This window comes from Streptomyces sp. NPDC101166 (assembly GCF_044768125.1).
Taxonomy (GTDB): Bacteria; Actinomycetota; Actinomycetes; order Streptomycetales; family Streptomycetaceae; genus Streptomyces.
In genome coordinates this window covers 32,657-57,820 of the sequence record NZ_JBIWPF010000019.1, presented here as the reverse complement: position 1 = coordinate 57,820, position 25,164 = coordinate 32,657, and the positions used below count along the sequence as shown (strand labels likewise).

Below are 25,164 nucleotides of genomic sequence, written 5' to 3'. Positions count from 1 at the left end.
CACGACGTGCGTGAGGTGTCGGCGATTCAAGCAGTCAGCGCAGGGCGACGGAGCACGGCAACCTCGGAGGTGTCGCGGTGAACGAGCAGTACGTGTCGGACATCCGGGAGGTCGACGCATCTCGGCTCGCCGTCGTCGGCGGCAAGGGCGCGCACCTGGGCGAGCTGTCGCGGATCGAGGGCGTCTCCGTACCGGCCGGCTTCTGCGTGACGACGGACGCCTTCCGGCGGATCATGGCGCAAGCGCCGTCGATCGACGCTCTGCTCGACCGGTTGTCGCACCTGAGCCCGGACGACGGGGAGGCGATCCGCACGCTCAGCGCGCAGATCCGCCGGGCCGTCGAAGAGGTCGCCATCCCCGGTGCCCTCGCGGCGGCGATCACCCGGGCGTACGCCCGGCTCGGCGAACAGGCCGCCTGCGCTGTCCGGTCCAGCGCGACGGCGGAGGACCTGCCGACGGCCTCCTTCGCCGGCCAGCAGGACACGTACCTGAACGTCGTGGGGCCGGCGGCGATCCTCCGGAGCGTCAGCCGGTGCTGGGCTTCGCTGTTCACCGAGCGGGCCGTGACGTACCGCGAGCGGCACGGAATCGACCACCGGACGGTCCACATGGCCGTGGTCGTGCAGCGGATGGTCTTCCCGCGAACGGCCGGCATCCTGTTCACCGCCGACCCCGTCACGGGCAACCGGAAGGTCGCCACCGTCGACGCCGGCTTCGGCCTCGGCGAGGCCCTGGTCTCCGGTCTGGTGAACCCCGACGTCTTCAGGGTGCGCGACGGCGACGTCGTCGCCAGGACGATCGCCGCCAAACAGCGTGCCGTTCTCGCCCTGCCAGGCGGCGGAACGCGGGAAGTGGAGATCGACGCGGGACGCCGGGAGCAGCCGGCGCTCACGGATGAGCAGGCAGTGCGGCTCGTGGAGCTCGGGCGGCGGATCGAAGCGCACTTCGGCCGCCCGCAGGACATCGAATGGTGCCTGGCCGACGACGGCTTCCGGATCGTCCAGAGCCGGCCCATCACGACGCTGTTCCCCGTCCCCGAGACCGGCGACCAGGAGAACCACGTCTACGTCTCCGTCGGACACGGGCAGATGATGACCGACCCCATGAAACCTCTGGGGCTCTCCATGTGGCAGCTGACGGCCATGGCGCCGATGCACGTGGCGGGCGGGAGGCTGTTCGTGGACGTCACCCCGCGCCTCGCCTCGCCCGCGAGCCGCGCCGGCCTCCTGGACGTCATCGGGCGAGGCGACCCCCTGACCAGGGACGCCCTGGAGACCGTCCTCGACCACGACGACTTCGTCCCCTCGCTCCCGGCCGCGGCTCCCGCCGAACCGCCGGCCGGCGCCGCGCCCACCCCGATCGAGACCGATCCGGCCATCGTCACCGAACTGGTCGAGCGCAGCGAGGCGTTCCTCGCCACCCTCGAACGCGACATCCGGACGAAGACCGGACCGGCGCTGTTCGACTTCCTGCTGGACGCCTTCGAGGAGCACAAACGAGTCCTCAGCGATCCGCTGAGCCTCCAGGCGATCATGGCGGGGATGGAAGCCACCTGGTGGCTCAACGATCGCCTGCAGGAATGGCTGGGCGAGAAGAACGCGGCCGACACCCTCACCTTGTCCGCCCCCGGCAACATCACGTCCGAGATGGGACTGGCTCTGCTCGACGTCGCGGATGTGATCCGCCCGCATCCGGAGGTGGTGGCGTTCCTGCGCGGCGTCGAGGACGTCGAGGACGACGCCTTCCTGGACGAGTTGGCGAAGCTCGCGGGCGGCGCCGAAGCGCGCCGAGCCATCGAGTCCTACCTCGACCGGTACGGCATGCGCTGCGTCGGCGAGATCGACATCACGAGGCCGCGTTGGCGCGAGCGCCCCACCACGCTCGTGCCCGTGCTCCTCGACAACGTCAGGAACTTCGAGCCCGGAGCCGCCGAGCGGCGCTTCGAGCAAGGGCGGCTGAAGGCGCTGCAGAAGGAACAGGACGTGCTGACACGTCTGAGGGCCCTCCCGGACGGGGACCGCAAAGCCGACGAGGCCAAGCGGATGATCGACCGGGTACGGACCTTCATCGGGTACCGGGAGTACCCGAAGTACGGCGTCGTCAGCCGCTACTTCGTCTACAAACAGGCCCTCCTGGCGGAGGCCGAGCGCCTTGTGCGGGCCGACGTGCTGCCCGAGAAGGAGGACGTCTTCTACTTGACGTTCCAGGAACTCCGCGACGTCGTGCGCACGCACGAGGTGGACGGCCGGCTCATCCAGCAGCGCAAGGACGCGTTCCGTTCGTACCACGCGCTCACTCCGCCCCGGGTGCTCACCTCGGACGGCGAGGCCGTCACCGGGTCGTACCGGCGCGACGACGTGCCGGAGGGCGCCTTGACCGGCATCGCGGTCTCCGCCGGGACCGTCGAGGGACGGGCGCGCGTCGTCCTCGACATGGCGGACGCCTACCTCGAAGCGGGCGACATCCTGGTCACGCCTTTCACGGACCCCAGCTGGTCGCCGCTGTTCGTCGGCATCGCGGGCCTGGTGACGGAGGTGGGCGGCCTGATGACCCACGGCGCGGTGATCGCCCGCGAGTACGGCCTGCCGGCCGTCGTCGGCGTGGAACAGGCCACCCGGCGAATCCGGGACGGCCAGCGGATCCGCGTGCACGGCACCGACGGGTACGTGGAGATCCTGCCGTCGACGGAGGGCGCCGAGGGGGCCGATCGGGCCGGTCGACGGTAGAGCAGTCGACCGCGCGCGAGGCGACGGGAGCCGATGGCGGCCGGGAGCGTGTCCGCGTCCCGGCCGGGCATCGGGTGGGGCTGTTCCCGCCAGAGGTGGGGTTCAGGAGTCCTGCGCTGGAAGTGAGCCCGGAGTGACCGGGTGGCTCACGAGATCCTGATTACTTGGAGGTTCGGATCTCGACCAGCGTGTGCGTGCGGTTCTCCGGGTCCACGCTCTCGCCCACCGGCGTGTACGTGTTCTTGGTGATCTCGTAGGACTTCTCCTCGGTGCCGACGGTCATGTCGACCGTGGTGGAGTAGTCGTTGCCCCTGATCGAGTAGACGCCGGGGAGCTCCAGGGCCAGCCAGCCCTGGTTTCCGGTGGTGTTGAAGCAGACCTCTTCGGGCCTGTTACGAACCAGGAGCCGCAACTGTCCCGTATTGGGAACGCAGTTGGCGAGCGTGATGTGGCCGTCGCCTCGCTTCAGGACGATCTTCTGCTCCGCCAGGATCTTGTCAGCCTGGGGATAGTTGAAGTCTTCCACGGCATAGCCGGGGGCGGTCCCCGCCACCAGCACGGCGGCGTCGGCGGCCTGCGCGGCGCCTGCGTCCGGGCCGTGTGCACCGTCGGTGACAGCGATCCAGGCTAACGCGCCGCCGACGGCGACGCCGAGTACCTGTATCGCGAACCGCATTCTTCGCGGCTTTCCGACATTGGTGTCGTCGTCCTTCATGGTGCCCCTAACTTCGTTTCCATCGGCCGGACTTGAGAACCGCCGGGTATGAAAGGCCGGTCGCGGACAGGGAGAGCCGCGCATGCGGCATGTGAAGCCCCCCTGTGCGTCGGTGACGCGCGCCGGCGACATCATGGTGAACCCCGGTGATCGCCATAGGCCCTGGCATCTGAACATGGCGACGCATCCACGTCCAGCGCCCTGAACTGCTCATACATGGACATAGGAAGCAATCTCGCAGTGACCTGCGTCACTCCTCCGCAAGGCTTCGAGGGTCGGTGTCGGGATTTCGCGGAGTATGTGCCGGTCCGTCGAATTTCCATGCCCGTAGGCACTGTTCGCGCCCCAGTGAATTCAACTACCGCGAAATGTCTAGGAAGTTGATACTGTCCACAAGCTGTGGCGGCCATCGATCCATGGGTCCGTCGTCCGTCACGACGCGAAATCCGACAGCTCGCCGCGTTACTTCAGAGAAGGGCAAGTCCCGAATGCACACAGCTTTATGGAGCAGACGCCGCGTTCTCGGCGCGCTCGCGGCCGCGACCGCCGTCGCCGCCACCCCCTCGGTTCTCCGGCCGGCCACCGCCGCGGCCGCCGAGACGGCAGGCGCCGGCCCGGTGCCGCTGCCGGAGACCGAGCGCGCCAAGGCAGTCCGCGCTTGGCTGAGCGGCGGCAGGGGCGTCAAGGCCGCCGCCGCCACGGCTCTCTACGGGACCGACGCCGAGATCCGGAACTTCCTCGCCGTGACGCTGCCCCAGCAGATCGTTCAGGACAACCGGGTCGCGATCGTCCGCAGCCTGGACCGCGCGGGCAAGGGCCTGCGCCGCGACGCCGTCGCCGCCCTGGACAACGGCGACGCGGCGATAGCCACCTTCCTCTCGACAGGCTTCGCCCCCGCCATTCGGGAGGACCTCAAGGTCGCCACCAGCATCGTCTCGGCCACCGGCGGCAAGGCCGTCGTGCGCGAGGCCAACGCCGCCCTCGAGGCCGGCACCGAGCAGGCCCTGGTCGGCTTCCTCGCCGACAAGCAGTACGACGCGCGGCTGGAGGACACCCGGGTCCAGATCAGCGCCATGATGGCGACCGGCGGCCCGGAGGTGCGCAAGTACGCGGACCGTGCGCTCGGCGGCACCGCGAACGACGCCGAATGGTTCATGGAGACCGGCCAGCACATCGCGCGCGCCCGTGACCAGGAGTCGGCGACCATCGAGGAGTTGGTGGCCGTCGTCGAGCGCGAGGGCAAGCGCGCCGAGCGCGAGACGAACCTCGCCGTCGAGGCCGGGGCCCGCGCCGAGACCGCCGCGGCCAAGGCCAAGGAGGCCGCCGAGAAGGCCGCCGCAGAAGCCGCCGCGGCCCAGAGCGACGTGCAGAAGTCAGGGGCCGCGGCCCGCAAGGCGGCGAGCGCGGCAAAGGGCGCGGCCGACGCCTCCCGCAACGCCGTCAACGCCTCCAACGCCGCCGTGAACGCCTCCCGCCGTGCCTCCTGGGCCGCCGCAGGCGCCGCCCAGGCCGCCGCGAAGGCCGGCAATGCCGCCGCCCGCGCCTACAACGCCGCGATCGCCGCGTCCAAGGACGCAGGCAAGACGAACGAAGCCAAGAACGCCGCGGTGGCCGCCCGCAACGCCGCCGCCAAGGCACGCAGCGCCGCCGCGGCCGCCGCCAAGGCTGCCCTCGCCGGCGACGCCTCCGCGGCCGCCGGTCTGGCCGCCGCCTCCGCCGCCCGCAACTCGGCCGCCGCCGCGGTCGCCGCCGCCCAGGCCGCCGTCTCCGCCGGCGTCGCCCAGGCGGAAGCCAACGAGGCCAAGCGCCAGGCAGCCATCGCCTCCAGCGCCGCCAACCGCGCCACCAACGCCGCCTCGGCCGCCCAGGCGCTGGCGACCGCGTCCGCCAAGGCGGCCCGCGCCGCCCGCGACGCCGCCAACTCCGCCGCCGCCCACGCCGACAAGGCCGCGGACGCAGCCGAGGAGGCCGTGAAGTACGCGGGCCAGGCCATCGACTACGCCAACAAGTCGACCGCCCACGCCGCGGAGGCCGTGAAGGCCGCCAACCTCGCCACCCAGGCCGTCAGCGACGCCATCGAGGTGGAGAAGAACGCCCGCGCCGCCGAGGCGCAGACCCTGGCGCAGGACAAGCAGCAGGCCATCGAGGAGGCCCAGCAGCTCGCCGCCATCGAGAAGGCCGAACTCGCCGACGTCCGCGAGAAGCGGCAGATGCAGGAGCGCCTCACCCAGGCGACCAAGGACCTCCTGTCCAAGGCGGAAACGGCCCTCTACTCCGGCGACATGTCGATCGCCGCGACCGTGGGCAGGCAGGCCGCGGTCGCGCTGATCGACGCCCGTGGCGCCCACACCCGGCAGGCCGCCCAGCACGCCCTCGCCGGCTCCGACTACGACGTCTACTCCTGGATCGACCTCGACCGGGCCCTCGCCCAGGAGCAGGACGACCGGGAGACCACCCTCCATGTGGCGACGATCGCCAGTCCGAACGTCGCGGCGGCCGCCGCTGCCGCGCTGGCGAGCTCCGACACCAAGGCCGTCGGCGACTTCCTCACCGGCGGCATGAAGCGCGCCTCGAACGAGGACCTGCGCGTGGCCATCAGCAAGATCATGGGCGAGAACCCGGGCAAGGCCGTCATCAAGGCCGGCGACAAGGCCCTGGACGAGAACACCACCGAATCCCTCAACTACTTCTTCGATTACGACTACCCGCTGGCCATCCAGGAGGACGACCGGGTCCGGGCCGTTCAGCTGATCAGCAACGCCGGTGCCTTCACCAAGGCCTACGCCGAGGTCGCTCTCGAAGGACCGGCGTGGATGCTGCGCAACTTCATCACCGTGATCCAGTTCCGCACGGCCCAGCTCGACTTCGACACGGCAACCCACGTCGCTGCCGTCCGCGGGGCCATCGCCGCTGCCGCCAAGGTCGCACAGAAGGCGCAGCAGGACGCGGCCCTCGCTTCGAAGGCCGCCGCCGACGCCCGCAAGGCCGCCGACGAGGCCAAGAAGTGGCAGCAGAAGGCGCTCGACTCCGCTGCCAAGGCCGAGGACTACGCCAAGCAGGCGCGGGACAACGCCGACGCCGCCGACAAGTCCGCGGCGGACGCCCAGGCCTCCGCCGCCAAGGCGCAGAAGGCCGCCGCCACCGCCCGCGGCGCCGCCCGCTCCGCCAACTACTCGGCGAACAAGGCCGTCGACTCGGCGCGCGCGGCCCTCGCCTCCTCCGCCCAGGCCCAGCGCTCGGCCGCCGCCGCCCGAGCCGCCGAGCTCGCCGCCTCAGCCGATGCGAAGGCCGCCGCCACGGCGTACGCCCAGGCCAAGAAGATCGCCGCCGACAAGAAGCGGGCCGAGGACATCGCCAAGGCCAAGGAGCTCGCGCTCGCGGCAGCGCGGGCCCGCGAGAACGGGCAAAATCCGGCCGACAACGACAAGAACAACCAGGTCAACCCGAACGGCACCGCGGCCGGCGACGCCGACGAGTGGTGGAACGACGCCCAGTTCTACGCGGACGCCGCCAACGTGGTCAGCATCGGCGCCGGGTTCCTGGCGGCCGGCTGCGGCCTCGCCGCCATCGTCTTCCCGCCGGCTCTCGCCGCGGCCGGCTTCTTCGCCGGCGTCTCCGCGGGCGCGGGCGCCCTCGGCAGCCTCTTCACGGGCATCGAGCACGGCTTCACCAGCGGCGCCTTCTGGGAGTCCGCCGCCGGCACCGGCCTGAGCCTGGTCTCCTTCGGCGCCTACAAGTGGGTCGGCGCCGCGGACAAGGCGCTCGGCGGCGGCCTCGTCAAGCCGGTGGTCAGCAAGATCACAGACACCGGCGAGGACCTGGTCTCCGGCATCACGAAGGGCCTCAGCGACATCTGGGGCCTCGCAGCCTGATCCCCGCCCGTTCTCCCTCTCCCCGGGGGCGCCGCAGTCAGGCGGCGCCCCCTCCCCCCTGTCCTCACGGAAAGTCCCTGCCTCCATGCATGGAATACCCGGCGGGCGCGCCACAGGAAGACGCGTCCGCTCCACGGTCCTCACCGTCCTCACCGCCCTGACCCTCGTCCTCACGACGGCCGCGACGAGCCCGGCGGCCGAGCCGCCCGCGAGGGCGAAGGCATCCTCCTCCACCAAGTCCGCGGCGCCCAGCGCGGGAACCACCGAGACCAGCAGGTTCGCGGCCGGCTCCGGTGAAGAATGCACCCCCACCGCTCCGGGCTCCAAGGAGCGCCGCGCGGGCGCCGTCGAGTCCTGTGTGACGGTCACCCCCGCCCCGGTGACGGCGAAGACCCGCACCGCCGCCGCTGCGACCGCCGACAGCTGCAGCATCACCAACCCCGGCAACTACAGCTACGAGCGCTTCTCGTACTGCGTGACCGGCATCGTCGTCACCTACATCATGCGCGACAGCAGGGGTCTGGAGATCGGACGCGGCACCCTGGCGGTCTCCACCAGCGCCGACCTCTCCCCGACCGCCACGACGTGGAACGAGCATGTCACCGTCGCCATGACCAGCGCCTCCGGTGATGTCACCTCCCTGAGCGCCAAGTTCCGTGCCTCCTGCGACGCCGGCTGCACCGCGACCAAGGACGCGCCTTGGTGGGCGCTGGCTGTCACCCCCGGCAAGCCCTTGACCGGAGACGTCACCTTCTCGTCGCCCCAGAGCGCCGGCTCCTCCGCCTCCTTCTTCACGTCCTACAAGATGTACGTGACGGCCTCGGGAGCGACACCGACCGACCCGAACGCGTCGTGGAAGAACGCGCGTCAGATCAGGTGCGACGACGCGGTCGGCGGCACTTCGGCGGCGGGCTGTGCTGTTCCGTCGATCACGCCCGAGCTGTCGATGAGCACGCAGGGCTCGGCTCAGGGCGGCGCGGTGGCGGCCTATCTGTGGGCCCAGAAGAACCTCACCGACCGCTGGGGACTCAGCACCGCACTGACCCGGTCCACGAGTGGCGTGGGCGACCGGACGAGCAGCACCTGTGGAAGCGGATCGTCGAAGCCGTTCGCGGACGCGAGCGACCTCATTCCGACCGACAGCTGTGCCCAGTTCCCCTTCGCGGAGACGAAGCAGGGCGGAAGGGACGGTGCCGAGTGCGCCGAGCTCATTCCGTTCTACGGCAGCGGCGGATGGGTCATCCACGAGCTCAACGGCGGTTCGAGCCTCGATACCTCCCAGCGATGCGTACGCGCCCATGTCGCCTCGTCCGACAAGCAATTCGCGGACAGCCAGCTCGCCGACGGCTTCGCGAGCCAACGGGTCATCGACGCCGAGCAGTTCAAGCTGAGGTTCTCGGCATCGCTCGACGGCTCGCACGCGGAGTGCCTGGCGATCTCGCCGGAGGGCGCGCGACCGGCCGGCAACGGCTGGATCCTGAACACCAGCGAACCGGTACCGCACGTCAGGAAGAACGACAAGACGAGCGCGGCCGGTTACCGGGCGACCAAGGCCACCGCCTGCCTGGGCAAGCATCCCGGTCCTGGTAGTGAGGCCGGAGGCGAGATCACCGGCTGGCTGGACGCGGCGGACTACGCCTCGGCGCACGGCCTCACCGAGCAGCGCGCCCGGTGCCATCTGATCGCCAACATTCTCGGCGGTCGGATCTCGAAGAATCTGGTGCCCTGCTGGCAGGTCGGGATGAACACCGGTGCAGGCAGCATGTGGGAGCGCGAAGAGCGGGTCCGGGACGAGGTGCGCCTGGGCTCGTTCAGTGAGGACGACGCGATCCTCTACGAGGTGACTCCCGTCTATTCGAGCGCCGACAGCACGATTCCGGTGAGCGTTAAGATGAGCGCCAAGATCGAGCGGGCGGACGGTTCGATCGTGCCGATGTTCCAAGGCGTCGACATCCCCAACACCCAGACGGGCGGGGCGCACAACCTCGGCAACTGACCACTCTTCCCACCGTGTTCGTGCCTTCGGGAGCCAGCATGAGTTTCACCAGTCCGCCGCGGCCGCTCGACGTGACCGCGCTGTTCCCTCGACTGGCCCCGCTGGCGCGGACGGCGACCCGGCTGCACCCGCGGCCGGGCTCGCCGACGGTGCACGACAGTTCCGTCGGCGGGCCGCTGCTTTGGCCCGACGATGAGCCGTGGCCGCACTGCGAAGGACCGCACGAGCGGGGTGCGACGAGCAGGGTTCTGTCACCGGAAGACATCCGGCTTCTGCGCGACAACCAAGCGGCGATAGCAAGCCGACGGCACCTCGGCGGTCCGCTGTCCCGGCCCGCCCCCGAGGAACTGGACACCGAGAGGCGGATCCTCCAGGGCCGTCCCTGGCCCGAGGGCCCGGTACCCCTGCTCCCCGTCGCCCAGCTGTACGCCCGCGACGTCCCTCTCCCGTGCAGCCCGCCCGGGGCCGATCTCCTCCAGGTCCTGTGGTGCCCCTTCGACCACCCGGCACACCCTCGCACCGCGGTGTTCTGGCGTTCCGCCGCTTCGGTCACCGACATCCTCGACACGCCGCCCGAACCGCCCGCGATCAAATCCCAGGGCTACCTCCCGCAGCCGTCCCTGCTGGCCCCGGAGCAGGTTACGGAGTACCCCGCCTTCATGGAGCTGGACACGGAGCTTCGGCAGGAGGTGGGCGACCCGAGTCGGTGGGACGGCTCCTGCCCCACCGCCCCGCACGAGTTCTACGAGAACACGCTCTCCACTTCTCCCGGCTGGAAGATCGGCGGCTGGTCCCGTTGGGGCGTGTCCGACCCCATGCCCCGCTGCTGCCCGGAGTGCGGCGCAGAGGCGCTCCCGTTCCTCACCATCGCCACCCTCGAATGGGACGCCGGCAGCGACAGCTGGGCGCCCGAGGAGGAACGGACGAACCCGACTCCACTCCTCCCCGGCACCCCGCCCGCGAACTTCACCCTGATCGACATCGTCGGCGGCAGCAACCTCCAGCTCCACGCCTGCCCGGTCGACCCGTCCCACCCCCACATCGAGCTGATCCAGTGACCGGCGGGCCGGGAGCCGGTGGTTCGGCTTCGTGTCGCGCCCGCCCGAGTTCACCCTTCTCCGCGCTGCTGCCGATCCCGGCCGAGGTGGTCGAGGCCGTCGCTGCCGCCGATCACCGGCGAGTCTGGCGCGAGGGCCTGACCGCCGGCGCCGTCAAGTAGCGTCTCTCGCCGCGCCGTTCGATCCCGAACGTGCGAACCGGAAGCGCGTCACCAGGGCACCTCTCCCTCGTCGTCGAAGAAGCGGCCCGTCGGCCCGTCGGCCGCTACGGTGGCCAGCCGGATCGCGGCGGCTGCGCCCTGCTGGGGGGTGCGCACGCCCCGGAAACCGTTGAGGTCGGTCGCCGTGTAGCCAGGGCAGACGGCGTTGATCAGGATGTTGGTGTCGGCCAGTTCCTTGGCGTACTGCACGGTGACGGCGTTGAGGAACGTCTTCGACGGGGAGTAGGCGACGGCGATGGGACCCGTCTCGGCACCGGGCGTGGTCTGGAGCGTGAGGGAGCCGACGCTGCTGGAGACGTTCACGATCCGCGGCGACGGAGAGCGGCGCAGCAGAGGCAGCAGGGCGTTGGTGACGCGGATGACGCCGATCACATTGGTCTCCACGGCCGCCCGTACCCGGTTCACGTCGACCGTGGTGGGCTCCTGCGGTCCGCCGCCGGTGATCCCCGCATTGTTCACGAGCGCGTCCAGCCGTCCGGTCCGCTCCTCCATCAGTTGAGCCGCCGCTGTCACGCCGGCGTCGTCGGTCACGTCCAGCGGCACGCCGAACGCGTCGACTCCGGCCGCGCGCAGCTTGTCCACAGCGGCCTCCCGCCGCTCCTCGTTCCGCGCGCCGACTCCGACGGACCAGCCGAGGGCGCCGAGCCCGGCGGCGATCTCGTACCCGATGCCCTTGTTGGCCCCGGTCACCAGCGCGACCTTGTGGTGGTTCATGTTCGTCTCACTCATGACATCGATGTTTCTCCACCGTCGGGCAGGGCGTCCAAGACCGACTGAGTGCAGGGCGATACCGCCCGGGTATCGCTCCTGGTCGTCCCGGCTAGGCTGGCGGGGTGGAGACACGTGAGCTGCGGTACTTCGTCGCGGTCGCCGAAGAGCTGCACTTCGGCAGGGCCGCGCAGCGGCTCGGGATCGCCCAACCTCCGCTGTCGCGGGCGATCGGCGGGCTCGAACGGCGCCTGGGCACCCTCCTGTTGGAGCGCGGCAGCCGGGGTGTCGCCCTGACCGGGCCAGGGGCGGTGCTGCTGCGGGAGGCGCGGGCCGCGCTGGACGCCGTCGAGGCCGCCGAACGGCGCACCCGCCGGGCCGCCCTCGCGGCGACCGGCCGCCCCGCCGTGGTCCTGGCCGCGAAGGCGGGCGCCTCCGGTGAACTCCTGGCGAAACTCCTCGACGCCTACGCCGTCGAGCCCGGCGCCGTCGCCGTGGACGTCGTGCTGTGCGGGCCGGGTGAGCAGGCACGGTTGCTGCACGACGGCCGGGCCGATGTAGCCCTGCTGCATCGGCCGTTCGACGACACGGCCGGCTTCGACACCGAGGAACTGCACTCCGAGGGTCAAGTCGTGATCCTCCCGGTGAGCCACCCTCTCAGCGCCCGCCCCCATGTGCGGCTCGCCGAGGTCACCGACCTTCCCGATCTGCCCCTGCCCCGCTGGCCTCGCCCTGACGGCACCTTCGCGGACGGCCCCGGACCGCAGGTGCGCGACCACACGCAGCTCACCCAGCTCATCGCCCTCGGCCGCGCCTGCGCCGTCGTGCCGGAGTCGGGCCGCACCGGCCTGCGCGAGGACCTCACCGCCGTACCGGTCCCGGACGCCCCCCACGTCACCACGGTCATCGCCTGGCCCTCACACAGCCGCTCGACAGCGGTCGCGGGGCTGGTCCGCGCCGCCACCGCCCTGTGACCGACGGCGCTGAACGCCTGGACGCCGTGCTGGATTTCGGGAAGCCCCGCGGCAGCCTGGCCGGCGCAGCGATACGCAGGCGGAGTGCCATGGTCACAGCAGCGCACGATGTCCCTGGAGGCCTTCGACTCGAAGGCATGGAGATGTACAGTGTGGGACGCCCTTGACCTGCACAAAGCAGGCAGGGAGCCGTCTTCCGGGAGTTCGACATGCTGCGCACCATGTTCAAGTCCAAGATCCACAGAGCCACCGTCACCCAGGCCGACCTGCACTACGTGGGATCCGTGACCATCGACGCCGATCTGCTGGACGCCGCCGATCTGTTGCCGGGTGAGCTCGTCCACATCGTCGACGTGACCAACGGGGCGCGGCTGGAGACGTACGTCATCGAGGGGGAGCGGGGCTCCGGTGTCGTCGGGATCAACGGGGCCGCCGCGCATCTCGTGCACCCCGGGGATCTGGTGATCATCATCAGTTACGCTCAGGTGACCGACGCCGAGGCGCGCGCCCTGCGGCCCCGGGTCGTGCACGTGGACCGCGACAACCGGATCGTCGCCCGGGGCGCCGACCCCTCGGAGCCGGTGCCGGGCTCCGACCAGGAGCGCAGTCCGCAGGCCGTGTCCGTCTGACCCCCGCACCAGGAGCGTGCCCATGAGCGACATCCGGATCCGCGACGACCGTGCGGCCGGCCGCCTCGAAGCCCTCGGCGACGGCGACGAAGTCGTCGGCCGCATCGAGTACTTCGTGCTGGAGTCGCCCGGGCGCGCCTTGGTCCCGGTGCACACGATCGTCGAGCCGGCCCACGAGGGCCAGGGCATCGCCGGCTCCCTGGCGCGCGAGCTGTACGCCGTCGCCGCCCGTGAGGGCGCCGTCGTCGCGCCCCTGTGCCCGTACGTCGTGAAGTGGGCCGAGCGGCACCCCGAGGAGGCCCCGGCCGCCGATCCGGCCCTCGTCGACGCCGCGAAGGACTGGCTGCGCGCCCACCCCGGCCGCTTCTGACCTGCCCCCGGCTGCGGCGCCTGCCGGTGCCGCGGACGCGGGGCTCGGTCCGTGCGGCTGCAAGGCGGAGGAGGGAGTCCGACGCGGGGGGCCCTCCGCGCTCGAGCGAAGACGGGAGTGGGGGAGTCGGCGACCACGACATGTGCCTGCCGAGCCCCACGCCGGCGGCGTGATCCGCCGGTCAGGCCCTGGCGGACGCCCGCCCGGGCGCACCCGCTGCCACCACCGGGTGACTGTCCGCGCGGCCCCCGGGTACGCGGGGGAGAAGTCCAGAGCCACGCTCACTCCACGGCCGGAGGACACCATGACGAACCCGCAACCCGACCCCGTCCCGCCCGGACCCACGCCGGGACCGGAGCCGTACCCCACCCCGGTGCCGCCGCCCGAGCCGCCTCCCGGCCCGGACCCGACGCCGCCCCCGGCCCCGCCCCACCCGGGGCCGCCTCCGCCCCCGGACCCGTCACCGATCCCTCCGGTCCCGGACCCGTCGCCGGTCCCCCCGGGCCCGGACCCGGCCCCCACTCCGGAGCCGGGCCCGCCGCTGACGTAAGGGGGGCGGACCCGGCAGCGCGCCCTACGCCTCGACCTCGGACCGGTCCGCGCCCCACAGCGTGTGGAACGCGCCCTCCCGGTCCACCCGGCGGTACGTGTGCGCCCCGAAAAAGTCCCGCTGGCCCTGCGTCAGCGCCGCGGGCAGCCGCTCCGCGCGCAGCGCGTCGTAGTACGCCAGCGCCGCCGCGAACCCCGGCGTGGGCACGCCCTGCCGGGTCGCGGCGACGAGCACCTCACGCCAGTCGTCCTGCGCCTCGGCGATCTCCGAGGCGAACGTCCCGTCGGACAGCAGGCTCGGCAGGTCCGCCCGCGCGTCGTACGCCGCGCGGATCCGGTCCAGGAACGCCGCCCGGATGATGCACCCGCCCCGCCAGATCGCGGAGACCGCGCCGAGGTCCACGTCCCAGCCGTACTCCTCGCTGCCCGCCGCGATCTCGTGGAAGCCCTGCGTGTACGACACGATCTTCGAGGCGTACAGCGCCTGTTCCACCCGGTCGGCGAAGGCCGCCGCCTCCGCCTCGTCCAGCGTGGCCGCCTTCGGCCCGGCCAGGCCGCGCGAGGCCTCGCGCAGCGCCGCGTGACCGGACAGCGACCGAGCGAAGACGGCCTCCGCGATACCGGACACCGGCACGCCGAGGTCCAGCGCGATCTGCACGGTCCAGCGGCCGGTGCCCTTCTGCTCGGCCTGGTCCACCACCACGTCCACGAACGGCTTCCCGGTCGCCGCGTCCACGTGCGACAGCACCTCGGCGGTGATCTCGATCAGATAGGAGTCCAGCCGCCCGGTGTTCCAGGTCCGGAAGACCTCCGCGATCTGCGCGGGGGAGTATCCGGCCACGTCCCGCAGCAGCTGGTACGCCTCGCCGATCAACTGCATGTCGGCGTACTCGATGCCGTTGTGGACCATCTTCACGAAGTGTCCCGCGCCGTCCGGACCGACGTGCGTGACACACGGCGCCCCGTCGGCCGCCTTCGCCGAGATCTTCTCCAGCATCGGACCGAGCGAGGCGTACGACTCACGCGAGCCGCCCGGCATGATGCTCGGCCCGTGCAGCGCGCCCTCCTCGCCGCCGGAGATGCCGGCGCCCACGAAGTGGACGCCCCGCTCGCGCAGTTCGCGCTCCCGGCGGCGGGTGTCCGCGAAGTGCGCGTTGCCGCCGTCGATGATCATGTCACCGGGTTCCAGGAGCGGCGCGAACTCCTCGATCACCGCGTCGGTCGGCTCCCCGGCCTTCACCATGACCACCAGGCGGCGGGGCCGCTCCAGCGCCGCCACGAACTCCTCGGCGGTCTCGGCCGCCACGAACTCGCCCTCGTGGCCGAACTCCTTCACCAGCGCGTGGGTCCGCGCCGCCGTCCGGTTGTGCACGGCGACCGTGTATCCGTTGCGCGCGAAGTTGCGGGCGAGGTTGCGGCCCATCACCGCGAGTCCCGTGACGCCGATCTGGGCTGACGTGCTCATACGGTTGGCTCCTCAACGATAAGGATCATGTGCTGGCGGGTCCGGCAGGCGCCGGCTGCCCGGGTCGTCGTCCCGCCCGCCGGTCCCCCCGGTCCCGCCGCCCATCCTGACGCCCCGGGCGGCCCCGCGCACGTCTGCGACGCGCACCGCCGGGTCGCGGGACGGACCGACATGCCTTCCCCGGGCCAGTCCCGCATCGCGCCCCGCCGCCCCGTCCGCCCCTTGGTTCCCACAACAGCGGTCCCTCCCGGTGGAGTTGAGACAGGGCGGCCGATACTCGTCTTGTCATGGCCTGTTGGCCGCCTTTACTTTTGCCGCTCCTGACGCAATGTCGAGGGGGACCTCCATGGCCGTACGCGGTCGGCACCGCCGGTATCAGCCGAACAGGATCAACCGGGCCTCGCTCACCGTCACGGCGGGCGGCGCCGGCATGGCCATCCCGCTCCTGGGCACGGGTGTCGCGGAGGCGGCGGACGTGGACACCTGGGACAAGGTCGCCGCGTGCGAGTCGAGCAACGACTGGGACATCAACACCGGCAACGGCTACTACGGAGGGCTGCAGTTCACCCAGTCCACCTGGGAGGCCTTCGGCGGCACGCGGTACGCGCCGCGCGCCGACCTCGCGACCAGGGACCAGCAGATCGCGGTCGCGGAGAGGGTGCTCGAGGTCCAGGGGCCGGGCGCCTGGCCGGCCTGCTCCGTGCGGGCCGGGCTGAAGCGGGGCGGCGGCGCCCCCGACATCCGGCCGGCCGGCGCCCCGGCTGAGTCCAAGACGGCCAAGACGGCCAGGACGGCCAAGGAAGCCAGGACCGCCGAGGCGTCCGCGACCGCCAAGGCGTCGAAGAAGGCGGCCAGGAGTTCGCTGAAGGACGTCCAGCCGCAGTCCACGCCCCAGTCGCGGGCCGGCACCGCCGAGATGTACACGGTGGTGCGCGGCGACACCCTCTCCGGCATCGCCGACGAACGAGACGTACGGGGCGGCTGGCGGCGTCTCTACGCCGTCAACCGGTCCGTCGTCGGAGCCGATCCCGACCTGATCGTCCCCGGCCAGCGGCTGAGACTCGACGGTCAGGCCCCGGCCCACCGGAGCAAGGCTCCCGAGGCCAGGGAATCCGCCGGCGGGAAGGGCAAGGGCAAGGCTCCGGCCGCCGGCAAGTCCCGTAAGGACAGGGCCCCTTCGGCTCCGTCGAGGAAGGCCCCCGAGCGCAGGACGCCGACGTCGGCCGGGCACTCCGCCGTCGCCCCCGTCAGCGCGGGCCTCGGAACGCCGTACCACGCGAGCGGCTCCTCCTGGTCGAAGGGCTACCACACCGGGGTCGACTTCCCGGTGCCCACCGGGACCTCGGTCAAGGCCGTCGCCTCGGGCACGGTGGTCAGCGCCGGCTGGGGCGGCTCCTTCGGTTACCAGGTGGTCGTCCGGCACACCGACGGCCACTTCTCGCAGTACGCGCACCTCTCGGCGATCTCCGTACGGGACGGGCAGTCGGTGGGCGCCGGCCAGCGCATCGGCCGGTCAGGCTCCACGGGCAACAGCACGGGCCCGCATCTGCACTTCGAGGTGCGGACGGGGCCCGGCTTCGGGTCGGACGTCGACCCCGTGGCCTATCTCCGGGCCCGGGGCGTCAGTTTTTGACCCGGACGCGGTGCCGGTCGAGCACGAGTGTGCCGAGGGACGTGCTGACGTACGTATCGCCGTAGAACGGTCCGTACAGGGGCGGAAGCCCGGCGGGGCCGGAGCCGTCGGAAGCGCCGACGGCCACCGGCTCCGGTACGGCCGGTCCCGGCACGAACGCCGCAACCGGCTCCGCCAGGGAGGCCTGAGCCGACACGAACGCGGCCACCGGGATCGGCTCCGGCACTTCGGCCTGCACCGGCACGAACGCCGCAACCGGCTCCCGCACGGCCTGCGCCGGAACGAGCCCGGCCACCGGCTCCGCCAGGGAGGCCTGAGCCGGCACGAACGCGGCCACCGCGACCGGCTCCCGCGTCCCCGGCGCGGCCACCGGGATCGGCCGCCGCGTCCCCGGCGGCGGGACCGCGGACACGCCCCGGGAACCCTGTGACCGCGGTACCGCCGCCTCCACGGCCCTCGGACCCGGAACCGCCGCCTCCACGGCCCTCGGGCCCGGCACCGCCGTCCCCACCGACCGCGCACCGTCCACAGCCCCCGGAACCCCCACCGGCGCGGCCTCCTGCTGCTCCGCCGCCAGGCGTTCCGTCGTCAGCAGGATCAGGCCGCCCGCCGCCACCACCCCGCAGCCCAGGGCGAGCACGGTGCCCATGGAGCCGTAGCGGAACGTCTCCCCGAACATCGTGATGCCGACCGCCGCCGCCACCACCGGGTTCACCACGGTCAGCGTCGCCAGCGGGGCCGCGAGGCCCGCGCCCCGGTAGGAGGCCTGCGACAGCAGCATCCCGGCCGTGGCCAGCGCGCCGATCACCGCCAGGGAGGGCACGTCGCCCGCCGAGACGCCGTCGGACCAGTCGACCGCGACGGTCTTGGTGAACACCGACGACATGCCGAACGCGACACCCGCGCCGGTCGCCAGCAGCATGCTGCGTACCGCGGGGTGACGGTGAGCGGCCCGCCCGGCGGCCGTCAGGGCCGCCACCGCGCCGCCGGTGACGACGGCCGCGCCGACCCGCTGCGCGGTGTTCAACGACTGCGCGTCCGCCGCGCCGACCAGGGACAGCAGACCCGCGAGACCGACCGTCGCCATGATCGCGCCGCGCCAGGCGGTGGCCCCGGCCTTGCGGCCCACGAACAGCGCCGCCATCGGCAGCGCGACCACGATCGTCAGCGCGCCCAGCGGCTGGACGAGGCTCAGCGGACCGTACGCGAGCGCCACCACGTGGAGCAGCCCGCCGCTGCCGTTCAGCGCCACCGCCGCCCACCAGCCGGGCCGCCGCAGCGGCGCGTACTGCTCGGCGGGCGAGGACTCCGCGACGCGTTCCTGCACGATGGCCCCGGCCGCGTAGGCGACCGCGGACACGAGGGACAGGAGCACGGACAACGCGAGGGCGCTCATCAGAGGCTCCTCTGCGTGAGGCGGGGGCTCGGGGCCCGGCGCGGCGAAGGGTCGGCTCTCATGAAGAACACACTGCCGGGCCGATCTGTTCCCGTCGTCGTCCCTGAGCACTCAATGGGTCATACTGCCGATGGAGTACTACGGGACCATGGTCCTCCCCAGGGTGGGGGAGGACTCAGGGACACCCCTCATCATCACCCCCTACGCCCCTTGGTGCCACCGGCGCCCGCTGCTGGTAGTACTGCACGTCGTGGACCTCGACCCCGCCCTCGCCGCCCTGCACCCGCTCGGCCCCTTCTTCGCCCTGCGCACAGCCGCGACGGCGCCGGCCCGGACCGCCAGGACGGCCACAGCCCCGGCGACGTCCGCAGTCCCGGCCACGCCCGCAGCCCCTGTGCCCCCCGCAGCACCGGCGACTCCCGCGACGTCGACGGCACCGCCCCCCACCCTCGCACAGGCCTACCGCACACCCCCGCCTCTCGCCGCCGGCGCCGATCAGGACCCCCTCACCCTCCGCCTCCGCACAGTGGCCCACGCCCTGCGCGCCCCCGAGACGCGGATCGCCGCCTCCGTGGCCCACCAGGGGCTCGCCGCCCGGCTCTGGTCGGTCGCCCTCGGCTGCGCCGCCCTGTACGGCGAGCTGCCGGACATCGACGCGCGCCTGCTGCGCTGGGACCCGGACGGCAGCGCCCCCGGCGACCTGTTCCTCACGGAGGTCCACGCCCGGCCGGGCGACGCCGTGAGCCTCGCCGCCGCCGTCCTGGACGGTCACCTCGAACCCCTGTCGGCCGCCCTGCGCGCCCGCTGCCCCGTCGCCCCCGGTCTCCTGCGCGGCAACGCCGCCTCCGCGCTGGCCGGCGCGGCCCGCCAACTCGACGGCTGGGCGCGGGCTCACGGCCGTGACGACGTCGCCGTCCGCGGCCGTGCCCTCACCGCCGAACTCCTCGCCCACCCCCTGCTCGCCGACGCCGCAGACCTCACCGGCGCGGCCTTCCGGCGTCGCAGCTGCTGCCTGTACTACCGGGTGCCCCAGGGAGGCGTGTGCGGCGACTGTTGCTTCACACGACCCCCGCGCTCTTCCGTGCGCGGCCTGTCTGAGTGACCATGAAAGGGACCGGCCGCTTCAGAGACAGGGGTTCCGGGTGCGTGTAGGACTGCTGACCCGGGAGTATCCCCCGGATGTGTACGGCGGCGCGGGCGTCCACGTCGAGTTCCTCGCCCGCGAACTGCGGGAACTCGTCGACCTCGACGTGCACTGCTGGGGCGAGGGCACCGCCAAGGACAAGGCGGCCGGGGTGCGCCGCCACCGCCCCTGGTCCGCGCTCGACGGCGCCAACGACGCGTTGCGCACCTTCTCCGTGGACCTCGCCATGGCCGCCGCCCTCGAAGGCCGCGAGCTGGTCCACTCCCACACGTGGTACGCCAACCTCGCCGGACACCTCGCCCAGCAGCTCCACGGCGTCCCGCACGTGGTGACGGCGCACTCGCTGGAGCCCTTGCGCCCCTGGAAGGCCGAGCAGCTCGGTGGCGGCTACGCCCTGTCCGGCTGGGCGGAGCGGACCGCCGTGGAGGCCGCCGACGCCGTGATCGCCGTGTCCGGCGCGATGCGCGAGGACATCCTCGGCTGCTACCCGGCACTCGACCCGGAACGGGTGCACGTCGTGCACAACGGCATCGACACCGCTCTGTACCGGCCGGACCACGGCACCGAGGCGCTCATCCGGATCGGCCTCGACCCGGACCGGCCGTTCGTCCTGTTCGTCGGCCGCATCACCCGGCAGAAGGGCGTGCCCCACCTGCTGCGCGCCGCCCGGCGCATCGACCCGGCGGCCCAGGTCGTGCTGTGCGCGGGCGCCCCCGACACGCCGGAGATCGATCGTGAGTTCCGTGAGCTGTTCGAGGAGCTGAGCCGGTCCCGGGACGGCGTGCACTGGATTCCGCGGATGCTGCCGCGCCCCGATGTGATCCAGTTGCTGACGCACGCGGCCGTCTTCGTGTGCCCGTCGGTGTACGAGCCGCTCGGCATCGTCAACCTGGAGGCGATGGCGTGCGGGACGCCCGTCGTGGCCTCCCGGGTCGGCGGCATCCCGGAGGTCGTCGAACACGGCGTGACCGGAGTGCTCGTCCCCCCGGACGGAGTCGACGGCGTGCACGGCGCGGACGACGGGGGCGCCTCCTTCGAGGCGGGCCTCGCCGCGGCACTGGACGCGGTCCTCGGCGACCCGGGGGCAGCCCGCCGTATGGGTGAGGCCGGACGGGTCCGCGCGGTGGAACAGTTCGGCTGGGACGCCGTGGCCCGGCGCACCGTCCGGTTGTACGAGGAGATCCTCAAGCAGTCCTAGCTCCCCCGCCCGGGGGCAGCCGTCGATCAAAGCAGGGTGAGGGGAGCGGCCATGCGTCGTGGTGGGCCTTCGGTGCTCGGGATCGTGCTGGCGGGCGGAGAGGGCAAACGCCTGATGCCCCTGACCGCCGACCGCGCCAAACCAGCGGTCACCTTCGGCGGCACCTACCGGCTCGTGGACTTCGTGCTGTCCAACCTCGTCAACGCCGACATCCTGCGCATCTGCGTCCTCACGCAGTACAAGTCGCACTCGCTGGACCGGCACATCACCACCACCTGGCGGATGTCCAGCCTGCTCGGCAACTACATCACCCCCGTCCCGGCCCAGCAGCGGCTGGGCCCGCGGTGGTACCTCGGCAGCGCCGACGCCATCCTCCAGTCGCTGAACCTGATCTACGACGAACGGCCCGAGTACGTCGCCGTGTTCGGCGCCGACCACGTGTACCGCATGGACCCGCGCCAGATGCTCGCCCAGCACATCGACAGCGGGGCGGGCGTGACCGTGGCCGGCATCCGCGTCCCGCGCGCGGAGTCCTCCGCCTTCGGAGTGATCACCCCGGGCTCGGACGGGCAGACGGTGGATCGGTTCCTGGAGAAGCCCGCCGACCCGCCCGGTCTCGCGGACGACCCGGAGTGCGTGTTCGCCTCCATGGGCAACTACATCTTCACCACCAAGGCCCTCATCGAGGCCCTCCAGCGGGACGCCGAGGACGAGCGGTCCGTGCACGACATGGGCGGCTCGATCCTGCCCCAGCTCACCGACCGGGGCGAGGCCCAGCTCTACGACTTCAGCGACAACCACGTGCCCGGGGAGACCACCCGCGACCAGGGCTACTGGCGGGACGTCGGCACGCTCGACGCGTACTACGACGCCCACATGGACCTGATCGCCGAGCGCCCGGCGTTCAACCTGTACAACCGCAGCTGGCCGATCTACACCCACTCGGGCCAGCTGTCCCCGGCCCGCTTCAACGCCGGCGGCATCGCCAGCGAGTCGATCATCAGCTCCGGCTGCCTGATCCGCGGCCAGGTCACCCGCTCGGTGCTTTCGCCGGGCGTCCTCGTCGATCCGGGGGCGGTGGTGCAGGGCTCGGTGCTGCACGACAACGTCCACATCGGCCGGGGCGCGGTGGTGCGCGGCGCGGTGCTGGACAAGAACGTCGAGGTCCCGCCCGGCGCGACCATCGGGGTGAACCCGGAACGTGACGCCGAGCTGTACACCGTCTCGCAGGGAGGCGTGATCGCCCTGGGCAAGGGCCGTCAGGTGTCGTGAACTTAATCCGGTGTTTACCGAGGGTAGTGCGATCATGCTTGACCGTGATCGTCCGAGGGTTGTTGACTGCTTGCCCATCCGTCCTCGAGGAGAGGCAAGACCTTGACCGCCGATCCGCTCACACCTCTCGACCTGGCGTTCTGGAACCTCGAGTCCCCCGCACACCCCATGCACCTCGGCGCGCTGGGCGTCTTCGCGGCGTCCTCGCCGACCGCGGCCGCCCACGCCGCCGATCTGCTCGCCGCCCGGGCGGCCGCCGTGCCCGGACTGCGCATGCGCATCCGGGACGTGTGGCAGCCGCCCGCCTTCGGGGGCGCGGTCCGCGAGCCCGCCCTCGGGTTCGACCCCGGCGACCACGTCGTGCTGCACCCGCCCGCCGCCGACTTCCAGACAGCGGCCGGCCGGCTCATGGAACGCCCGCTGGAGCGCGAGCGGCCGCCCTGGGAGGCCCATGTGCTGCCCGGGGAGGAGGGCGGCGGCTTCGCCGTCCTGTTCAAGTTCCACCACGCCCTCGCCGACGGCCTGCGCGCGCTGACGCTCGCCGCCGCCGTCCTGGACCCCATGGACCTGCCCGAGCGCCGGCCCCGCCCCGCCGAGCCGCCCCGGGGCCTGCTGCCCGACGTGCGCCGGCTGCCCGACCTGCTGCGCGACGCGCTGTCCGACGTGGGCCGCGCCCTCGACATCGGCGCCTCCGTCGCCGTCCACACCCTCGGCATGCGCTCCACCGCCGCGCTGACCGCCGCGCCCACCGGCACCCGCCGCACCGCCGGCGTGGTCCTCGACCTCGACGACGTGCACCGCATCCGCAAGGTCGTCGGCGGCACCGTCAACGACGTGCTGATCGCGGTCGTCGCGGGCGCCCTGCGGCGCTGGCTCGACGAGCGCGGCGACGGCAGCGAGGGCGTCGCGCCGCGCGCGCTCATCCCCGTCTCCCGGCGCCGCCCGCGCAGCGCCCACCCGCAGGGCAACCGGCTCTCCGGCTATCTGATGCGGCTCCCCGTCGACGAGAGCGACCCGTTGGACCGGCTCGGCGTGGTGCGCGCCGCGATGGACCGCAACAAGGACGCCGGACCCAATCGGGGCGCGGGCGCCGTCGCCCTGCTCGCCGACCACGTGCCCGCTCTCGGCCACCGGCTCGGCGGCCCCCTGGTCGGCCAGGCGGCCCGGCTCTGGTTCGACATCCTGGTCACCAGCGTGCCCCTGCCCGGCTTCGGCCTGAAGCTCGGCGGCAACCCGGTCACCGAGGTCTACCCCTACGCCCCGCTCGCCCGCGGCCAGTCCCTCGCCGTCGCGATCTCCACCTACCGCGGCCGGGTCCACTACGGCCTCGTCGCCGACGCCGAGGCCGTCCCCGACCTCGACCGCCTCGCCCGGGCCCTGTCGGAGGAACTGCGGACGCTCATCACGGCCTGCGACCCCTGAGAGCCCCCTGCGGGCGCCTTCGCTCATTTGGAGGTGCGGCCCGGCGCTCCGTACACTTCCGCATTCGACAGCGGCCTCGGTCGGAGCGCCGCGCGGGTGAGCAGGGAACGCAGCGCGATGACGGTGACAGAGGACGGCCACGGCTCGGCGATCACGGACGCGGCCGTGGGCGAGGTCGTGTACGGCCCCGGCATCGACCCGGAGCGGCTCGCCGTCTGCCTCGCCGTGCTGGAGGAGCTCGACACGCTGGAGGTCGACCACCCCGACGCGATCGCCGTGCGCCGGGCCACCGCCGGCGTCTACCGCACCGTCAAGCAGCGCCGCCGCCAGGAGCGCCGGGCCGCCAAGACCGCTCACGACAAGGCGGTAACCGAGGCCACGGCGACCGGCTCCGCCCAGCGCATCGACGACGAGACCGAGGGCCTGCTGCCCTCGTCGGTCACCGAGGAGGGCAGGGTCGCGGGGATACTCCAGCGCCCGCGTTCCTGCTACACCTGCAAGACCCGCTACGTCGAGGTCGACTACTTCTACCACCAGCTCTGTGCGGACTGCGCCCGCCTCAACCGCGCCAAGCGCGACGCCCGCGCCGACCTCACCGGCAAGCGGGCTCTGCTCACCGGCGGCCGCGCCAAGATCGGCATGTACATCGCGCTGAGGCTGCTGCGCGACGGCGCCCACACCACGATCACCACGCGCTTCCCCAAGGACGCCATCCGCCGCTTCAAGGCGATGGAGGACTCGGCGGACTGGATGCACCGCCTGGAGGTCGTCGGCATCGACCTGCGCGACCCGGCGCAGGCCGTCGCCCTCGCCGAGCAGGTAGCCGTGGCGGGCCCGCTCGACATCCTCATCAACAACGCGACGCAGACCGTACGGCGTCTGCCCACCGCCTACGCCGCCCTGGTCGACGGCGAGAGCGCCCCGCTGCCCGCCGGCGAGCTGCCCGCCCACCACGTGATCGGCGCCTTCAACTCCGGCGCGGTCGACGGCATCGCCGCGCTGCCGCTCGGCACGAGCGGCCTGGACGCGCAGCAGGTCGCCGACCTCGCTCTCGTCGCCGGCAACGCCAGCGTCGCCCGGCACCTCGACGGCACCGCCATCGACGCGGGCGGCCTGGTCCCCGACGTCGTGGACACCAACACCTGGGTGCAGACCATCGAGCAGATCTCCCCGGTGGAGCTGCTGGAGACCCAGCTGTGCAACTACACCGCGCCGTTCATCCTGATCAGCCGGCTCCGCCCGGCCATGGCCGACGCGGCGCGCAAGGCGGCGAGCGGGCGCGCCTACGTGGTGAACGTCTCCGCGATGGAGGGCGTCTTCGGACGCGGCTACAAGGGGGCCGGCCACCCGAACACGAACGCCGCCAAGGCCGCGATGAACATGGTCACGCGCACCAGCGCCCAGGAGATGTTCCAGAGCGACGGCATCCTCATGACCTCCGTCGACACCGGCTGGATCACCGACGAGCGCCCCCACTTCGACAAGCTGCGCCTCGCCGAGGAGGGCTTCCACGCCCCGCTCGACCTGATCGACGGCGCGGCCCGCGTCTACGACCCGGTCGTACGCGGCGAGGAGGGCGAGGACGTGTACGGCGTCTTCCTCAAGGACTACGCGCCCGGCAAGTGGTGATCGTGACCCGCCGGACCTCGCCCGCGTAGACCGTTCGGGTGAGGCCCGGCGGGCGCGGAAGCGGGATCACGGGACAGCCCTCAGAGGGCGTTCTCCTGTGGGCGGCAGGGCGTGACGGCCATGGTTGCCCCAAAACTTCGAGCCCTATCGAGCGGCCCCCCGCTCATTTGGCTAGTCTGTAGCGGAC

At 72.4% G+C, this 25,164-nt stretch carries 17 protein-coding genes; 13 read left to right on the top strand and 4 right to left on the bottom strand.

Going from position 1 to position 25,164, the window contains the following annotated elements; genetic code table 11:
- The first annotated feature begins 77 nt into the window (after nt 1-77).
- Nucleotides 78-2,726 (top strand): rifamycin-inactivating phosphotransferase, encoded by a 2,649-nt coding sequence (rph, locus tag ACIRS4_RS28885; protein WP_404201564.1) that lies wholly within the window; start codon nt 78-80, stop codon nt 2,724-2,726.
- Nucleotides 2,727-2,886: 160 nt separating this feature from the next.
- Here the strand turns inward: rph and ACIRS4_RS28880 are convergent, their stop codons facing one another.
- Nucleotides 2,887-3,441, bottom strand: a complete 555-nt coding sequence (locus ACIRS4_RS28880; protein WP_404201562.1) for a hypothetical protein — start codon at nt 3,439-3,441, stop codon at nt 2,887-2,889.
- A 488-nt stretch (nt 3,442-3,929) separates the two neighbouring features.
- Between ACIRS4_RS28880 and ACIRS4_RS28875 the strand changes: the two genes are divergently transcribed.
- From ACIRS4_RS28875 to ACIRS4_RS28865, 3 genes are all read left to right on the top strand, one after another.
- Nucleotides 3,930-7,313, top strand: coding sequence for an ALF repeat-containing protein (locus ACIRS4_RS28875; RefSeq protein ID WP_404201560.1), 3,384 nt, complete (start codon nt 3,930-3,932; stop codon nt 7,311-7,313).
- An 85-nt stretch (nt 7,314-7,398) separates the two neighbouring features.
- Nucleotides 7,399-9,309, top strand: a complete 1,911-nt coding sequence (locus ACIRS4_RS28870; protein ID WP_404201559.1) for a DNA/RNA non-specific endonuclease — start codon at nt 7,399-7,401, stop codon at nt 9,307-9,309.
- Nucleotides 9,310-9,347: 38 nt separating this feature from the next.
- Nucleotides 9,348-10,367: a hypothetical protein gene (locus ACIRS4_RS28865; protein WP_404201557.1), complete on the top strand. Its 1,020-nt coding sequence runs from the start codon at nt 9,348-9,350 to the stop codon at nt 10,365-10,367.
- Nucleotides 10,368-10,576: 209 nt separating this feature from the next.
- Here the strand turns inward: ACIRS4_RS28865 and ACIRS4_RS28860 are convergent, their stop codons facing one another.
- Nucleotides 10,577-11,317, bottom strand: coding sequence for an SDR family oxidoreductase (locus ACIRS4_RS28860; RefSeq protein ID WP_404201555.1), 741 nt, complete (start codon nt 11,315-11,317; stop codon nt 10,577-10,579).
- Between the two features lie 104 nt (nt 11,318-11,421).
- Here ACIRS4_RS28860 and ACIRS4_RS28855 point away from each other — a divergent pair, with 104 nt between their 5' ends.
- The 3 genes from ACIRS4_RS28855 to ACIRS4_RS28845 all read left to right on the top strand — a co-directional run bounded on the left by ACIRS4_RS28855 (nt 11,422) and on the right by ACIRS4_RS28845 (nt 13,269).
- Nucleotides 11,422-12,270 carry a LysR family transcriptional regulator gene (locus ACIRS4_RS28855; RefSeq protein WP_404201553.1) on the top strand — a complete coding sequence of 283 codons (849 nt, stop codon included), beginning with the start codon at nt 11,422-11,424 and terminating at the stop codon, nt 12,268-12,270.
- A gap of 209 nt (nt 12,271-12,479) precedes the next feature.
- On the top strand, nt 12,480-12,899 hold the full coding sequence (gene panD, locus ACIRS4_RS28850) for an aspartate 1-decarboxylase (protein ID WP_404201551.1): 420 nt from the start codon (nt 12,480-12,482) through the stop codon (nt 12,897-12,899).
- 22 nt (nt 12,900-12,921) lie between these two features.
- A complete protein-coding gene (locus ACIRS4_RS28845; RefSeq protein ID WP_404201549.1) occupies nt 12,922-13,269 on the top strand; it encodes a GNAT family N-acetyltransferase in 348 nt (115 codons plus the stop codon).
- Between the two features lie 574 nt (nt 13,270-13,843).
- Here the strand turns inward: ACIRS4_RS28845 and gndA are convergent.
- Nucleotides 13,844-15,283: an NADP-dependent phosphogluconate dehydrogenase gene (gene gndA, locus ACIRS4_RS28840; RefSeq protein ID WP_404201547.1), complete on the bottom strand. Its 1,440-nt coding sequence runs from the start codon at nt 15,281-15,283 to the stop codon at nt 13,844-13,846.
- Between the two features lie 346 nt (nt 15,284-15,629).
- Between gndA and ACIRS4_RS28835 the strand changes: the two genes are divergently transcribed.
- Nucleotides 15,630-16,916, top strand: a complete 1,287-nt coding sequence (locus tag ACIRS4_RS28835) for a transglycosylase family protein (protein WP_404201545.1) — start codon at nt 15,630-15,632, stop codon at nt 16,914-16,916.
- Here ACIRS4_RS28835 and ACIRS4_RS28830 read toward each other — a convergent pair.
- The gene (locus tag ACIRS4_RS28830; protein WP_404201543.1) at nt 16,906-18,312 is read right to left on the bottom strand and encodes a DMT family transporter; all 1,407 of its coding nucleotides are present in this window, start codon (nt 18,310-18,312) and stop codon (nt 16,906-16,908) included. The two genes, ACIRS4_RS28835 and ACIRS4_RS28830, sit on opposite strands and share 11 nt — an antisense overlap.
- Nucleotides 18,313-18,562: 250 nt before the next feature.
- Here ACIRS4_RS28830 and ACIRS4_RS28825 point away from each other — a divergent pair, with 250 nt between their 5' ends.
- The 5 genes from ACIRS4_RS28825 (at nt 18,563) to ACIRS4_RS28805 (ending at nt 24,977) form a co-directional block, all read left to right on the top strand.
- Nucleotides 18,563-19,414, top strand: coding sequence for a (2Fe-2S)-binding protein (locus ACIRS4_RS28825; RefSeq protein ID WP_404201675.1), 852 nt, complete (start codon nt 18,563-18,565; stop codon nt 19,412-19,414).
- A 40-nt stretch (nt 19,415-19,454) separates the two neighbouring features.
- Nucleotides 19,455-20,654, top strand: a complete 1,200-nt coding sequence (glgA, locus tag ACIRS4_RS28820; protein WP_404201541.1) for a glycogen synthase — start codon at nt 19,455-19,457, stop codon at nt 20,652-20,654.
- 51 nt (nt 20,655-20,705) lie between these two features.
- The gene (gene glgC, locus ACIRS4_RS28815; RefSeq protein ID WP_404201539.1) at nt 20,706-21,926 is read left to right on the top strand and encodes a glucose-1-phosphate adenylyltransferase; all 1,221 of its coding nucleotides are present in this window, start codon (nt 20,706-20,708) and stop codon (nt 21,924-21,926) included.
- Nucleotides 21,927-22,028: 102 nt separating this feature from the next.
- Entirely contained in the window at nt 22,029-23,348 is a 1,320-nt protein-coding gene (locus ACIRS4_RS28810) for a wax ester/triacylglycerol synthase family O-acyltransferase (protein WP_404201537.1), read from the top strand.
- 117 nt (nt 23,349-23,465) lie between these two features.
- Nucleotides 23,466-24,977, top strand: a complete 1,512-nt coding sequence (locus ACIRS4_RS28805; RefSeq protein ID WP_404201535.1) for an SDR family NAD(P)-dependent oxidoreductase — start codon at nt 23,466-23,468, stop codon at nt 24,975-24,977.
- The last annotated feature ends 187 nt before the right edge of the window (nt 24,978-25,164 follow it).